We start from the raw sequence: 13,100 nt of genomic DNA, 5'->3' as shown, positions 1-13,100 counted from the left end.
TGATCCAAAAAATGGACCCACTATTTCGGTGTCCACTTGTGATTACGATCTAGACAATCTCTGATCAGGATTTCTCGCTCAATCACTTTGTAAATATCTTCAAAACCAAAACCTCGGCCATGCCGGGGTTTTTTTATGCCCGTCAGGCGGGCCAACCAATCCCCAGGGGATACCCATGCCATTTGAATTTGACCCGGCCGCCGCAGGCCTAACCCTCGACGCAACTCAGGCCGCAGCCCTTCAGGAGGCGCTTGGCGGAAAGGTTCAGGAGTATCTGGACAAGGAAGTAAACGGGCTCAAGTCCAAGAATCTGGAATTGCTTGGTTCTAACCGTACCATCAAGACCGAACTGGACAAGCTGAAAGGTCAATTCGAAGGCCTGGATATCGACGCGGTGAAAGGCTTGCTCACCAAAGTCGGCCAAGACGAAGAAACGAAGCTGATTGCCGAAGGCAAGCTCGACGAGGTGATCAATCGCCGCACCGAGCGCCTGCGAACCGACTCCGATAAGCAAATCAAGGCCGCGAATGAGCGGGCCGACAAGGCCGAAGCCTTCGCCGCCAAGTACAGCGACAAGGTGCTGGCCGACTCCATCCGCGCTGCTGCCATCAAGGCCGGCGCGCTCCCCGAGGCCGCCGAGGACATCATCCTGCGCGCCCGGGGCACTTTCAAACTCAGTGAAGATGGTGAAGCGATTGCCACCGACCGTGACGGCGAGGTCGTTTACGGGAAGGACGGGAAAACGCCGCTGTCGCCGCTCGAATGGGCGGAATCGCTGCGTGAAACAGCAACACACCTGTGGCCAAGGGCTCAGGGTGCCGGTCCGACCGGCGATCAAGGTGGCAAGGCCACGAAAAAATGGGGCGAGTACACGGAAACCGAGCGCGCTGCGATCGCCCGCGACAACCCCGAGCTGTTCAAGAAAATCCAGGCCACCAAAGGAACCTAATTCATGGCAACTACCCAACTGACCGACATCTTCGTCGGTGACTACTACGCCTCGCTGGAGCCGGTAAATAGCCCGGAAAAAACCGCTGTCTACGAGTCGGGTAACTGCCCGATCCTCTCTATGAGAGCGCATCGGGGTGTGATCTGAATCCTGCCGCCAAGCAGCACAGCTTCTATCCAGCGAGATTCGGAGGAATGAACTCGGGTCGATGCAGGGATTGGCGCCTGCCTGATCACACCACGATGCGGACGAAACTGCGGCCTATAACCGCCCACCTGCATCGAAACCAACTACCGAGGAATGCTCGGCAGTTGCCTTCAATCAGAGGAATGGCAGCCATGTAGCAGAGAGCGATTCACCTGCGCGGCGCGGCAAGCCTGAAGGCCGGCGCCCATCACTTATACAGGCAGCGGACAGTAGGCCGTCGATGTCACCGCGCATCGGCCGAATGAGGTAGGCCACCCCCACGCACGTCGACAATTTGATGCTAGAAACCCAGGCCGTCGCCAGTAGCGGGCCTGGGACAGATTACTTGCTAGCTTCCGACGCATAGCTCGGGCAGAAATGTTTTGCTGCCGACGGATCCCCTGCGGCCTGCACTTGAACTGCCTTGATTTCATCCTGAAATGCCGGATTGGTATCTACTGCAAGAATCTCCTTCTTTAGATCTGCGTTTGCCGCTATGTCTGGAAGGGAAAAGATGTTCTGCAGCGAGTAATTCATTCCAGGCTCTTGTTTTGCACACATACGCCCCATAGCCACCATGGTTATAGCGATGTCGTGATCCTCGGTACCCGCTTGGGTCTGCCCTAAATTACTGAGCGCGACCAAAGCAACTAGACAGACAGTCTTCGAAATAACACGCATGGGAATTCATCCTTAGAAGTTCTGCGCTTTATCGGCAGTGAAATCGAAAAATTCAACTCGCCACTTTGCAAATCGTTCGACACAACCCGAATGCACTCCCCTCCGCGCCCAGCGGCAACCAGCGGAGCGGATGAGTGCATCCGAGTTTTGTTGGATCAACACCCCGCCACTCTGGAGACGACCATGTCAGCTCTACGCAAGCCCATCCCGGAAGACGACTTTCTCGACACGGAGGCAGGTCAGGAATGGTTGACCGAGTCGGTCGACGATCTGCTTTATCGGCGCCACGTGGAGGCGCCAAATCCGGTAGGTCGAAGCAAGGTTCTGATCAACGCCGACCATTTACCGGAGGCGCTGGCGGATCACATGGCCGCGAACCCAGATCCCGATAGGTACATCGAGAAGATTTTGATCGAGCTGATCTGTCGCGGGGATGGCGGTGTACTGCACAAGTGGGCCGTTGAGGCAGTCGGAGGCGATCCGCTGGTTGTTCGAAGGCTGGCCGGAGACCTGGTTGCGGTGCATGCCAACGAGTACCGAGATGCCAAGCGCGAAAGCGATCGCGTAGAGCGGGAGTGCGGCTTTTGAGCCCGCACATCCTGATCGACCAAGCCCTTGATGGTGTGTCGGCGCCGGCCGGCGAAGAGGACATCAGCATGTTGGTACAGGGGCTGATCACCCGCCTCTTCACCGATGGCGCGATTACCACCGACGAGTTCAACCACTACTGCAAACGCCTGCGTGACACCTGTCAGCGGCGCAAGGAGGACGCATGAGTACAGCACCGGTTAAATCGCTGATCGACGAGCAGCTGGAGGACATCGAACACAAGATCGCCCTGCTCGGCTTCGGCCTTCCCTTTAATGAGGTGATCGGCCGCAAGCGCGAGGATCTGGTCGCTAGTCTCCCGCAGCGCCTGGCGCCTTCCATGAAGGGTAAGCGCATCGCCGTGAGAGTTCGGCCGTGACCGGTCGCCAGCTTGCTCGCCGCATTCTGATTCGGCGCGGATCGTTTTCTGCCATCGGCGTTTTCACCTTCCTGATGCTGCTCAGCGCCCTCGCCGACCACATCACTCAGTAAGCAACGCATTCAATCGCTGCGCATAGCGCCGCAAGGAATAATCATGTCTGCTCAAAGTGTGACGCCAGTGACGCACGACCGAAACCTACACGTCCTTCCGCACGCAGCAACCAGCACCAGCGCTCTAGTGTTGGACGGCGACAGCTTGGACAAAATGATGCGCCTGGCCGAAGTCATGGCCACCGGCCGTGCCACTCTGCCGAAGCACTTCAACGGCAACCCGGCGGATTGTCTGGCAGTCGTCATGCAATCAATGCAATGGAAGATGAACCCTTTCGCCGTGGCGCAGAAAACGCACCTGGTGAACGGCGTGCTGGGCTACGAAGCGCAGCTGGTAAACGCGGTAATCACTACCTGCGCACCGGTGGTGGATCGCCTGCACTACGAGTGGTTCGGCGCTTGGGAAAAGGTGATCGGCCAGTTCGACATAAAGACCAATAGCGAAGGCAAACAATACCGTCAGCCGGGCTGGAAGCTGGAGGACGAACAAGGTTTAGGCGTAAAGGTCTGGGCGACCTTCCGCGGCGAAGTCGAGCCGCGAGTCCTTGAGTTGCTGCTGGCACAGGCACGCACTCGAAACAGCACCCTATGGGCTGACGATCCTCGCCAGCAACTGGCATACCTCGCCACCAAGCGCTGGTCGCGACTCTATTGCCCGGACGTGATCCTCGGCGTGTACAGCCCGGATGAGCTGGAAGAAACCGCACCAACTATTCGTGACGTATCACCCTCGCGTGGCGCGGCACCAGCGGAACTTCCGCACTACCCCGACGAGAAGCTCGCGGAAAACCTGCCCAAATGGCAAATCGCTGTCGACGCGGGCCGCTCCGCCCCTGATCACCTGATCGCAACTGTCAGCAGCAAATTCACCTTGAGCGAAGAGCAGATCGCCAAGATCAAAGCGCTCGCGCCAATTGAAGGAGACCACGAATGAAAATCCACAATGTCGCTCAGGGTTCCGAAGCCTGGCATGCGCTCCGCGCCAACTACTTCACTGCGTCAGAAGCGCCAGCAATGATGGGCGCGTCGAAACAGATGAAGCGGACCGAGCTGTTGCACGCGAAAAAGACCGGGCTCGATCGGGACGTGTCGTGGTGGGTGCAGAAAAACCTCTTCGATAAAGGACACGAAGCCGAGGCGCTTGCACGGCCGATTCTCGAAGGAAGAATTGGAGAGGATCTGTTTCCCGTCGTCGGCACCGAGGGTGATCTGCTCGYATCCCTCGACGGCTGCACAATCCTCGGAGACGTGCTGTTCGAACACAAAATGTGGAACGAGCAACTTGCTGCCGACGTTCGCGCCGGCAACCTTGAAYCGCACTACTACTGGCAGCTCGAACAGCAGTTGCTGGTGAGCGGCGCCGAAAAGGTGATCTTCGTCTGCTCCGACGGCACCGAGGAAAACTTCGTGTCGATGGAATACTCGTCGGTGCCGGGCCGCGCCGCAACGCTCGTCGCAGGTTGGAAACAGTTCCAAGCTGACCTGCTGGACTTCACTCCGGCCGAGGTGATGCCGGAAGCCGTCGGCAAAACGCCGGAGTCATTGCCAGCACTGCGCATCGAAGTGACCGGCATGGTCACCGCCAGCAACCTGGAGCAGTTCAAAGCCCACTCCTTGGCTGTCTTCGGCTCGATCAACACCGAGCTGGAAACCGATCAGGATTTCGCCGACGCTGAGAAAGCGGTCAAATGGTGCGGTGATGTCGAGGAGCGGCTGGAAGCTGCCAAGCAGCACGCACTGAGCCAAACCGAAAGCATCGACGCGCTGTTCCGCACCATCGACGAAATCAGCGCCGAGGCGCGCTCCAAACGCCTGATGCTCGACAAGTTGGTGAAAGCCCGCAAGCTCAGCATCCGTGAAGACATCGTCATGGATGCAGCCAAGGCGCTGCAGGTCCACATCGACCAGATCAACTCTTCACTGGGCGGTAAAGCGCGTATGCCAGCTGTACCTGCAGATTTCGCCGGAGCCATCAAAGGCAAAAAGACGATCAGCAGCCTGCGCGACTCTGCCGATTCCGAGCTGGCCCGGGCAAAGATTGCCGCCAGCCAGGTCGGCGACAGCATCCGGAGCAACTTGGCCACCCTGGGCGAGCTCGCAGCCGACTACATGTTCCTGTTCAACGACGTTCAGCAGTTGGTGATGAAAGCGAACGACGACCTGGTCGCACTGATCAAGGTGCGGATCTCGGAACACCAGAAAGCGGAGGAGCAGAAAGCCGAAGCGCAGCGTGAGCAGATTCGACAACAGGAGCTTCAACGGATCGAAACTGAGGCGAAAGCCAAGGCGCCTGTCGAGCCTGCACCGGTCACCATTCCGGCACCGGTGAAAGCCGCTGCGCCGGTTCAGTCTGCGTCCAAGCCAGCGACCACAACCGCGGTGCCGGTGAACCTGCAAGCTGAGGTGTTCGATCTGGAAGCGCTGATCCATGCCGTCGCAGGCGGTCATGCTTCAATCTCGGTACTGACCGTGGACTGGGAGAAGCTCGACGCAATGGTCGCGGCCCAAGGCGACAAGTTCAGAATGGCCGGCGTGAGGCTGGTGAAGGTAGCAGCGTGAGACGAAACATCAATCGGGCGGCCACGCGCCGCCGACAGACCTGGCTGGACTTGCCGGCCAGCGGAATTGAAGAGGTAGGCCATGCCCGAGACTGGACAAGAGCGATCGGCGAAGGCCGCCGAGAAGCGAATCGAGTACGACGAGAAGGAATTGCGGCACCGGCTACGGCTGGGCACCCGACAGAAGCTTGAAGAACTGATGGCCTGGAACGAAATTGAGGAAATGAGCGAGGCGGTGCAGAACCTGATTCTCAACGCTCATGCGCTCGGGCCGACGCTCTCATATCAGGCAATTCAAAGTCCGCGCCACAAGGTGAAAATCACCGAAAACGTGGCGCGGATGTTTCAGAAGGAAAGCCTGGCCGAATTGAAGCGAGATCCAGGTGACGAACCACTTACCGAGCGCTAGGACTGTTAATTTGATTAACCGACGGGTTGTTGATTTCCGCACCGGTGATCGCTCGAATAGCTTCGGAGTCGACGTCTGAGCCCGCAACTGCGCAATTGAATGCCATTGCGACGGACGCATAAACTCGAACATCTGGATCTGCTTTTCCAGGGAATGACTTCAGCGCATCCTTCCCTGCCTTCGCGACACTGGATCTGCGCTTCACGGCCAGCACAGAAGAAAAGTTCTCATCGAGAGATGATTGAAGCGCGTTCGTCGAGCCGGAAAGGCCGGACCATGCAGTGGAGGCTGAACCACTTGCAAGCGGTGCGAAAACGGCGCCGGCTAACGTGCCGGTTGCAGCCATGACAAACCGGCCCGAGTTCAAAACTCCTCCATTTTTAGCGTGATAGTTCTGCAGAGCAATGCAGTAAGTCATCGCCGCTGTGAAAGATTTCACTGCATCATCATTGGTGCAAACTGAATTACAAGGGAGCTCTTTCGGTGTCCATGGCCAAGCAGGCTCTGACTTCCACGCGGAACATCCTGATAAAAGTGCAAAACCCAAACCCAAACAACACCATTTGACGTTCCTGTCATTCATCTTCGATTCACCCTCTGGCTTGTATGCACTCCCTTATCAATAGCTCGTATTCGGGCGATATCAAGGTGCCACCTCAAACTTTGCAAAGGCTGCCCCCAATGCGACATCGTAAATCGGATATTTCAACCAACGCCTGGCGCTACAACGAATCGGTCTGCCGACTCCATATAGGTAGCGAGATCGATGATCTGACGCAGGCAGATGACCATCTCAAGCTTCTGGCCGTCATCGGGCACCCCTATTCGCTTAAGCATTGATTTCGCGTCTTCCTCAATCGCCGCTAGCGCATCTACATCGCTCTGCAACCTCATGTCAGCCTCCTGCCAGTGTGAGTTCAGAGATACATACCCCACTTATACGAATCACGCCAGCCGGCGAGGATCCCCTATGCCTATTCACAACATCGTCAGCATGAGCGGCGGTAAAGACAGCACGGCTACATTGCTGGTCGCTCGCGAGCTGGAGGTGCCGAACCTCAGCGCAGTAGTGGCTGATACCGGGCATGAGCATCCCGAAACGTACGACTACATCCACTACCTGGCTGAGGCCACGGGCGTCCCCATACGGTGGGTGAAGGCGGACTTCTCAAGGCAGATCGCCGGCAAGCGCAAATTCATCGAAACGAAATGGCGCGAAAAGGGTGTGGCGGAATCCGTGGTGCTGGGCGCTCTGGAAGCCCTGCACCCAACCGGAAACCCATTCCTGGACTTGTGCCTTTGGAAAGGCCGATTCCCCAGCACCAAAGCCCGCTTCTGCACCGACGAGCTGAAGCGCAACCCAATCATCGAGCAGGTTTACCTGCCGCTCATGGATGGCGAGAACATGCTGCTGTCATGGCAGGGTGTTCGGGCTGATGAGTCGCCGGCCCGCAAGTACCTACCAGAGTGCGATGAGGTTGGAGGCGGTCTATTCAACTACCGCCCCATCTTGAAATGGACAGTTGGCTCAGTCTTCGAAGCTCACCGGGCGGCCGGCATCAAACCGAACCCGCTGTACTTGCAAGGCTGCAATCGCGTTGGCTGCATGCCCTGCATCATGTGTGCGAAGGACGAGCTGAGGCAGATCGCGGCCCGGTGGCCAGAAGAAGTTGATCGTGTGCGGGAGTGGGAGCGACTGGTGAGCATTGCCAGCAAGCGCGGAGCGGCTACGTTCTTCGCCACCGTAACCGACCCCACCGTAAGGTCAGATGACAAGGTGAGCGCTGTCACGCACGGAATTGACAGGATTGTCGACTGGAGCAACACCGCGCGCGGTGGCCGCCAGTTCGACATGGTTGACCTAATTGCACGCTCCGACAGCCAGAACAGTTGCTCTTCAGCCTATGGCCTCTGCGAATAACGCCATGCTCCGACAACCACGACAATCGCCGTCAAATAGGCATGACCTTGTACTCATGCTGATGCCATGACGTGTCCATGATTGCTTCCATAAATTCATTGAACGCTAACTCGAACTCAAGCGACATTCCTCGGGCAGACGACGCGCCTTCAATGTATGAAAACTTCGTGAGCGCGCTCAACACCATACCCATTACAGGTAGTGCTCGCTTCAAGTTCTCCGGTGAAATACCGGATGGAACATGGCCGCCAAGGTATATCTGAAGTTTGTCAGCTTCTAGAAACGTGTAATGCATGTGCCCTGAAAGGGAAGCGAAATCACCGAGCCAAGTCGATACCTCCCGCCTGCTTGGCTGAATTGGTATGCATGCGAGATCAGCGAGACTTTTAAAAGCTCTCTGCCATGAAACAAGTTCGGGATCCCCGACTTCGCTGAATCCAAGTGATGGATTGCGGTTGTCGGGGAAGATTACGTCATACAGTTCGTATCTTCGATAAAACTCAATATTGAGAGAAGACTCAACCCCGTCCAGCCACTCGTTAAAGGACTCGAAGTGCATCCTGTATGTTTGACGTCTTATCGATATTGAAGAGTCGAATGACTGCTTCTGAGCAGCGCTTGCTGCGCTCCATGCTGCGAAGGCAGCGAACGCCGTCGCGACAGCAGAAATGATCGCGAACAGGTCAACGATTTTGAAGCCTTCAGCTTTCGCTCCCGAGAATCCGTAAGCGAACAAGGCGCCAGTCAGAAAAAGACCGACGCAGCCGCCCCATACCACCTTGTCCTTAATCACGACCGCATCCTCCGAGTTGAGTCGAGATTATGCCGAACTGCTGAGCCTACCGGGAAACAACCCACCACCCTCCACCGCCCGGGCATGCCCCGGCATAGGACGCCATCCATGCTAAACATCTTCTGGCGAATCATCGCCAAGGTACTCGCGCGCCCGGCCATCGCCGAATGGCTCATCGCCCGCGCCAAGCTCACCCCGTACCAGCACATCATGTCCGCCGACGGCACCGAGATGTACATGGGCCGCTGGTGGCTGTTCAACCCGTACAGCCGGGAGACGCATAAGGCGGCGCTGTGGTGGTGCCCGTGGTCGTTCCGCATTCACCACATCCTGCGCGAGGACAACGACCGAGATCTGCATGATCACCCATGGAACGCCCGCACGATCATCCTGCGCGGCTGGTACACGGAGCAGCGACTGCTTGATCACGACGACCCGGCACTTTGTGGTTTGAAGATCCCAGCCACTGCACTGGCCACCGAATACCTCGATCGCCGGCCGGGAGACACCGCCAGCCTCAACCACGGCGAATACCACCGCATCGACCAGGTATCCCCCGGCGGCGTCATCACACTATTCATCACCAGCAAGTGGCGCGGTGACTGGGGATTCCTCGTAAACGGCGTGAAGGTGCCTTGGCGCACATACACCGGTACTGACAACTGATTGGAGATTGCAGCATGAGTGGTCAATGGAAACTGGTGCCAGTCGAGCCGACCGAAACCATGGTTATCAACGGTTTCGAGTCGGAGCCGAACGAGTGCTTCACCGACGATGAAGTCTGGGAGCAGTACCAGGAGATGAGCGGCTGCCAGCAAGCAGCGTTCCGCGCGAAACATTGCTGGGCTGCCATGCTCGGCGCCGCTCCTGTTATGACTATTGTCGGGCAGCCGGCCGTGCTTCTGGATCAATTGGACGATTTTGTTGCCCGCTGCAACGGGGATGACAGAGGTTCAAGCGAGACTGTCAATGAACTGCGCGCCCACATCATCAGGCTACAGGCCGAGCGTGACGCCCTGCAGCAGCGCCTGAACGCAGCGGATCAGTTGAACGATGATCGTACAGGGACTTGCGAATGGAATCGCGAAGACGACAGCGGTATCTGGAACAGTGGCTGCGGTGAGACCTGGTCATTTCACGAGGACGGACCGGAAGAAAACGGCATGCACTTCTGCCATTCCTGCGGCAAGCACCTGGTGGTTGAGGTGGTTGAACAGGAACAGGATGACGACTGGCATATGAACCCGTGCAAGCAAGGTCACCGCGATGTCGGCGCGGCCGGCGGTGTGGCGGCGTGCAACCAGTGCGACGAGAAGATTGAGGCCGCGACCACTCAGGAGGCTTTCGAGAGATGGAACGCTACGCACCTGCCATCGCCGGTCGCGGTGGTGATGCCTGATCGATCACCAGAGGACTACGCCATTGAGCATGCTGAATACATGGCCAAGTCGGCCGACGATGTGCTGGCGAAGTTCCAGGCATATGGCTTGGCACTGCTGGCAATCGATGAGGGTGGCGACGACGGCGAAGGCGAGCTATTTGAGGCAATCGACTCAGCGCGCCAGGACTTGCAAGAATCCCTGGTAGATATGCGCGGCAGCGTTTACGAGTTTCGCAAGCGTAGCGCCAAATCCCGATAGGAGTACATTCGCACTCCTACGATCTGAGACAGATGTTTACTCGGGGGTCGCGTACAAATGGCTCACGCAGGTACCGCAAACTTTCCTTCCAAGCTTTGCTGCCGTGGCTCTAGCGACTTCTTCGCTCCTGCAGCTCTCGTTGACGTTGTCGGTGTCCTTGTGGGCAACCTTTTTGCAGATAGATTCGGGTTGATTTTCGCATTGCAAAGGGTCTGTTGTGAGCAATTTTCCTTCGAAAATGTGGTGCTCTTCAGATTCTTTCCGCTTCCGTATTGAGTAAGTGATCATTCCGTAATCTCAATTGATGATGGCGGTGCGCCACCCTCAATACTGCCTATATCCGTAATTTATTAACACCCCTCCCCTACAAAGTCAGCCGCTATAGCGGCAAGGACGAAGTCATGCCTGAACAAAAGCCAATCATCATGTACGACGCTCCGAAAGCGGCCAGCCTCCAAACGGTAACCGGCTGGGTTTCCGCAGGTGGTCGATTTTTCGGCGACGATGAGGACCTTGCGCGCTACTGCGGCGCAACTCACCGCCGCTGCGACGTGAACCCCGAACACCCTATCTATGAGGTGAACAGTTCCTGCAAAGAGTGCCGACGCGTCCGGCGCCAAGCAAAATTCGCGGCGATGCCAGTCAAGGAATGGGCCGGCGAGCCTCTGGTTATCTTCGATGGCGACCGCTACTTCTTCGACGAGGACAGCCTGCGCGACTACCTGATCGACAGCGATATCGAACCGGCTGACGTGCAGCTCTGCATCTGTGAGCCGAACTATCCCCGCGAAATCGACCCGGTAGACCATTTCTGCGACGACCTACCGGAGGACGGCGAGATCAACGATGGCCAGCTGCTTGCGGCGTTCATCTGCTTAACGAGATGATCCGCCAGTCTCAGCCGCTGTCGTGGTCGGAAGGCGAATTCGCAGCACGCCTTCCGCAATCGCTCATCGACGAGGTCACCGCCGAGAGAGCCGCACCATGATCACCAAGTGCGCACTCGGCTGCACCCTCTTCTTCTGGCTTCCATTGGTACTGACCATAAAGGCGGTGATCGGATGAGCGACCATTCAAAACCGGAAAATCTGATTGAGACCTTTCTCTGCGCGGCTCATGAGCTTGGGCTGAAGGTTGATGCAAGTGCGCAAGATGTTGTCGACGCCATCCATTCATTGCAGGTCAGGAATGCCGAATTGCGTAGCGAAAACAAAACGCTGCGTAAAGACGCCGATCGCTATCTGGTACTTCGCCAAGCTGATGTCGACACCATCCATAACGGCGGCCTGTTCGCCGGCCTAACGCCGGACAACATCGTGATCAACGGCCATCACCTGGACGAGCAAACCGACGCGGTGATTGCCGTTCGCAAGGAGTTGACGCCATGATCTTCGCACCGCTCTACATGGCCTACCTCATCTACAAGGGGCCGTGGCGATGACCGAACAAGACACCAAAGAATTTTATTCTGCCGCGCAGGCTGCTCAGCACGCCGCCGAATGGTGTAAACGCAATCCAGCATGGCGCCGGATCTGTGATATCCCGGATACCTCCGTGTTCGAAAAAACCTACGATGAGATTCCAAAACGCGAGCGCGCCTACTGGGACAAGAACGGCGGCGAAGAATGCTGGCGAGAATTCGGAACCGGAGGAACCAAGGTGCCAACTGGTTTCATCTCCGGCAAGGGTGAGTTTTTCGACCATGTGCTCAAGGTGCCGCTCCATCACAACCTGATGACGGTTTATCGCGTTGGCAGGCGCTGGAAGCCATGAGCCGAATGGTTAGCGTCCGCACCGAGGAACTGACCGGCCCGGCGCTGGACTGGGCAATCAACGCGATCGAGGGTGATCAGCAGCCTGTGGCGGGCCAGCTGGATCTATTCGCCCTGCCCGACGCCGAGCAACTGATCACGAAGTACGGCGTCTGGGTCGATGCTGGCCACCGGCATCCATGGCTGGCCGACATGACGAACGACCCGTTCAACCGTCAGCCCGGCGAAACACAAACCATCGCAGTGTTCCGCGCCGCGGTGTTTGCCAGGTGCGGCGCCACGGTCAACGTCCCCGCCGAACTGATCCAGCAGTAACCCCTCCCCCAACTCAACAGCCTGCCGGTGTACGGCGGGCGGAGCTATGTCATGACCGCATTGATTCGATTCCACGAAGCAGCAAGCGAGGCGCTCGAGAAGATTGCCGCGCGCCTCCCGGCCGATGCAAAAATCTGCTTGGCCGTTTACACCGCAGAAAAGCCTGAATCTGACATCGTACTCAAGGATCCTTCCGCCTCTCTCGACGAGGTGGTCAGCACATTGCGCCGTCGCGGTCTGAGCATCGACGGCGACAACGCCTACAAGCGCGACTTGCTCGACGCTGTGGTCGGCGCACTGGCACTCGGCGCGCAGAACAGCAACCCGCCGCCGGCAGAACACTGGGGCCAGCGCTTCTGGGATATCGGCCGGGAGGAACGCGAGCTTCACGAAGAGCTGGTCGCCGCGCTGAAACTCAACCGCGAGAACCTGCGCGCCTGCCAAGCAACCATCCACCTGTGCGGCGGCTTCGACCCTGCCTATGTAAACGATGCCCAGGCTGCCATGAAGGTCGCCGACGCAGTTCTGGCCAAGGTCGGCGCATAACCCATCACCACCTTCTGCCGCCACGCGCGGCATGGAGCATCACATGACCATCCAGTTTTTATCTCACGAGGAGGTTTGCGAGCTCACCGGCGCGCGAACCAAGGCAGGTCAGATCCTCAACCTGAAAAAGAATGGCGTTCGCCATACGATTAAAGTGAACGGCTGGCCAAGTGTCACCGCGATGGCGGTCACCGCCGTCGGCGCATTTGAATCAGAAAAGCCCATATGGAAATCACGTAAGGCCAGCTGA

At 57.6% G+C, this 13,100-nt stretch carries 20 protein-coding genes and 1 pseudogene; 17 read left to right on the top strand and 4 right to left on the bottom strand.

Going from position 1 to position 13,100, the window contains the following annotated elements; all coding sequences use genetic code 11:
• Nucleotides 1-175 precede the first annotated feature (175 nt).
• Nucleotides 176-949, top strand: coding sequence for a hypothetical protein (locus AC1DVF_RS04690; protein ID WP_477782110.1), 774 nt, complete (start codon nucleotides 176-178; stop codon nucleotides 947-949).
• 3 nt (nucleotides 950-952) lie between these two features.
• Nucleotides 953-1,051: pseudogene (locus tag AC1DVF_RS04685) on the top strand (phage coat protein); the annotation flags it as partial.
• A gap of 426 nt (nucleotides 1,052-1,477) precedes the next feature.
• On the opposite strand, the gene AC1DVF_RS04680 reads toward AC1DVF_RS04685, so the two are convergent.
• Nucleotides 1,478-1,816, bottom strand: coding sequence for a hypothetical protein (locus AC1DVF_RS04680; RefSeq protein WP_477782109.1), 339 nt, complete (start codon nucleotides 1,814-1,816; stop codon nucleotides 1,478-1,480).
• 183 nt (nucleotides 1,817-1,999) lie between these two features.
• Here AC1DVF_RS04680 and AC1DVF_RS04675 point away from each other — a divergent pair, with 183 nt between their 5' ends.
• The 6 genes from AC1DVF_RS04675 to AC1DVF_RS04650 all read left to right on the top strand — a co-directional run bounded on the left by AC1DVF_RS04675 (nucleotide 2,000) and on the right by AC1DVF_RS04650 (nucleotide 5,863).
• Nucleotides 2,000-2,404, top strand: a complete 405-nt coding sequence (locus AC1DVF_RS04675) for a hypothetical protein (RefSeq protein WP_477782108.1) — start codon at nucleotides 2,000-2,002, stop codon at nucleotides 2,402-2,404.
• Nucleotides 2,401-2,592: a hypothetical protein gene (locus AC1DVF_RS04670; protein ID WP_477782107.1), complete on the top strand. Its 192-nt coding sequence runs from the start codon at nucleotides 2,401-2,403 to the stop codon at nucleotides 2,590-2,592. Before AC1DVF_RS04675 ends, AC1DVF_RS04670 begins: the two co-directional genes overlap by 4 nt.
• On the top strand, nucleotides 2,589-2,783 hold the full coding sequence (locus tag AC1DVF_RS04665; protein WP_095135460.1) for a hypothetical protein: 195 nt from the start codon (nucleotides 2,589-2,591) through the stop codon (nucleotides 2,781-2,783). Before AC1DVF_RS04670 ends, AC1DVF_RS04665 begins: the two co-directional genes overlap by 4 nt.
• A gap of 156 nt (nucleotides 2,784-2,939) precedes the next feature.
• Nucleotides 2,940-3,830, top strand: coding sequence for a RecT family recombinase (locus AC1DVF_RS04660; RefSeq protein ID WP_477782106.1), 891 nt, complete (start codon nucleotides 2,940-2,942; stop codon nucleotides 3,828-3,830).
• The gene (locus AC1DVF_RS04655) at nucleotides 3,827-5,455 is read left to right on the top strand and encodes a YqaJ viral recombinase family protein (protein ID WP_477782105.1); all 1,629 of its coding nucleotides are present in this window, start codon (nucleotides 3,827-3,829) and stop codon (nucleotides 5,453-5,455) included. The genes AC1DVF_RS04660 and AC1DVF_RS04655 overlap by 4 nt, the downstream gene beginning before the upstream one ends.
• Nucleotides 5,456-5,536: 81 nt before the next feature.
• Nucleotides 5,537-5,863: a hypothetical protein gene (locus AC1DVF_RS04650; RefSeq protein WP_477782104.1), complete on the top strand. Its 327-nt coding sequence runs from the start codon at nucleotides 5,537-5,539 to the stop codon at nucleotides 5,861-5,863.
• Here the strand turns inward: AC1DVF_RS04650 and AC1DVF_RS04645 are convergent.
• The gene (locus AC1DVF_RS04645; protein ID WP_477782103.1) at nucleotides 5,850-6,446 is read right to left on the bottom strand and encodes a hypothetical protein; all 597 of its coding nucleotides are present in this window, start codon (nucleotides 6,444-6,446) and stop codon (nucleotides 5,850-5,852) included. The genes AC1DVF_RS04650 and AC1DVF_RS04645 overlap by 14 nt on opposite strands.
• A gap of 122 nt (nucleotides 6,447-6,568) precedes the next feature.
• Complete coding sequence (locus AC1DVF_RS04640; protein ID WP_477782102.1) at nucleotides 6,569-6,757, bottom strand: hypothetical protein; 189 nt, start codon at nucleotides 6,755-6,757, stop codon at nucleotides 6,569-6,571.
• 76 nt (nucleotides 6,758-6,833) lie between these two features.
• Between AC1DVF_RS04640 and AC1DVF_RS04635 the strand changes: the two genes are divergently transcribed.
• The gene (locus AC1DVF_RS04635; RefSeq protein WP_477782101.1) at nucleotides 6,834-7,784 is read left to right on the top strand and encodes a phosphoadenosine phosphosulfate reductase domain-containing protein; all 951 of its coding nucleotides are present in this window, start codon (nucleotides 6,834-6,836) and stop codon (nucleotides 7,782-7,784) included.
• A 31-nt stretch (nucleotides 7,785-7,815) separates the two neighbouring features.
• Here the strand turns inward: AC1DVF_RS04635 and AC1DVF_RS04630 are convergent, their stop codons facing one another.
• On the bottom strand, nucleotides 7,816-8,577 hold the full coding sequence (locus AC1DVF_RS04630; protein ID WP_477782100.1) for a hypothetical protein: 762 nt from the start codon (nucleotides 8,575-8,577) through the stop codon (nucleotides 7,816-7,818).
• 108 nt (nucleotides 8,578-8,685) lie between these two features.
• Here AC1DVF_RS04630 and AC1DVF_RS04625 point away from each other — a divergent pair, with 108 nt between their 5' ends.
• The 8 genes from AC1DVF_RS04625 (at nucleotide 8,686) to AC1DVF_RS04590 (ending at nucleotide 13,100) form a co-directional block, all read left to right on the top strand.
• Nucleotides 8,686-9,243: a hypothetical protein gene (locus AC1DVF_RS04625; protein WP_477782099.1), complete on the top strand. Its 558-nt coding sequence runs from the start codon at nucleotides 8,686-8,688 to the stop codon at nucleotides 9,241-9,243.
• Nucleotides 9,244-9,257: 14 nt separating this feature from the next.
• Nucleotides 9,258-10,217: a hypothetical protein gene (locus tag AC1DVF_RS04620; protein ID WP_477782098.1), complete on the top strand. Its 960-nt coding sequence runs from the start codon at nucleotides 9,258-9,260 to the stop codon at nucleotides 10,215-10,217.
• 401 nt (nucleotides 10,218-10,618) lie between these two features.
• Entirely contained in the window at nucleotides 10,619-11,104 is a 486-nt protein-coding gene (locus AC1DVF_RS04615) for a hypothetical protein (RefSeq protein ID WP_477782097.1), read from the top strand.
• A 108-nt stretch (nucleotides 11,105-11,212) separates the two neighbouring features.
• Nucleotides 11,213-11,605, top strand: coding sequence for a hypothetical protein (locus AC1DVF_RS04610; RefSeq protein ID WP_477782096.1), 393 nt, complete (start codon nucleotides 11,213-11,215; stop codon nucleotides 11,603-11,605).
• Nucleotides 11,606-11,654: 49 nt separating this feature from the next.
• The gene (locus AC1DVF_RS04605) at nucleotides 11,655-11,990 is read left to right on the top strand and encodes a hypothetical protein (RefSeq protein ID WP_477782095.1); all 336 of its coding nucleotides are present in this window, start codon (nucleotides 11,655-11,657) and stop codon (nucleotides 11,988-11,990) included.
• On the top strand, nucleotides 11,987-12,304 hold the full coding sequence (locus tag AC1DVF_RS04600) for a hypothetical protein (protein ID WP_477782094.1): 318 nt from the start codon (nucleotides 11,987-11,989) through the stop codon (nucleotides 12,302-12,304). Before AC1DVF_RS04605 ends, AC1DVF_RS04600 begins: the two co-directional genes overlap by 4 nt.
• 51 nt (nucleotides 12,305-12,355) lie before the next feature.
• Nucleotides 12,356-12,850, top strand: a complete 495-nt coding sequence (locus AC1DVF_RS04595; protein WP_477782093.1) for a hypothetical protein — start codon at nucleotides 12,356-12,358, stop codon at nucleotides 12,848-12,850.
• Nucleotides 12,851-12,893: 43 nt separating this feature from the next.
• Nucleotides 12,894-13,100: a DUF4224 domain-containing protein gene (locus tag AC1DVF_RS04590; RefSeq protein WP_477782092.1), complete on the top strand. Its 207-nt coding sequence runs from the start codon at nucleotides 12,894-12,896 to the stop codon at nucleotides 13,098-13,100.

The organism is Pseudomonas sp. P4_D7, from assembly GCF_056401755.1.
Note: the sequence above shows the minus strand (reverse complement) of the source record. Positions and strands in the feature narration are given on the sequence as shown.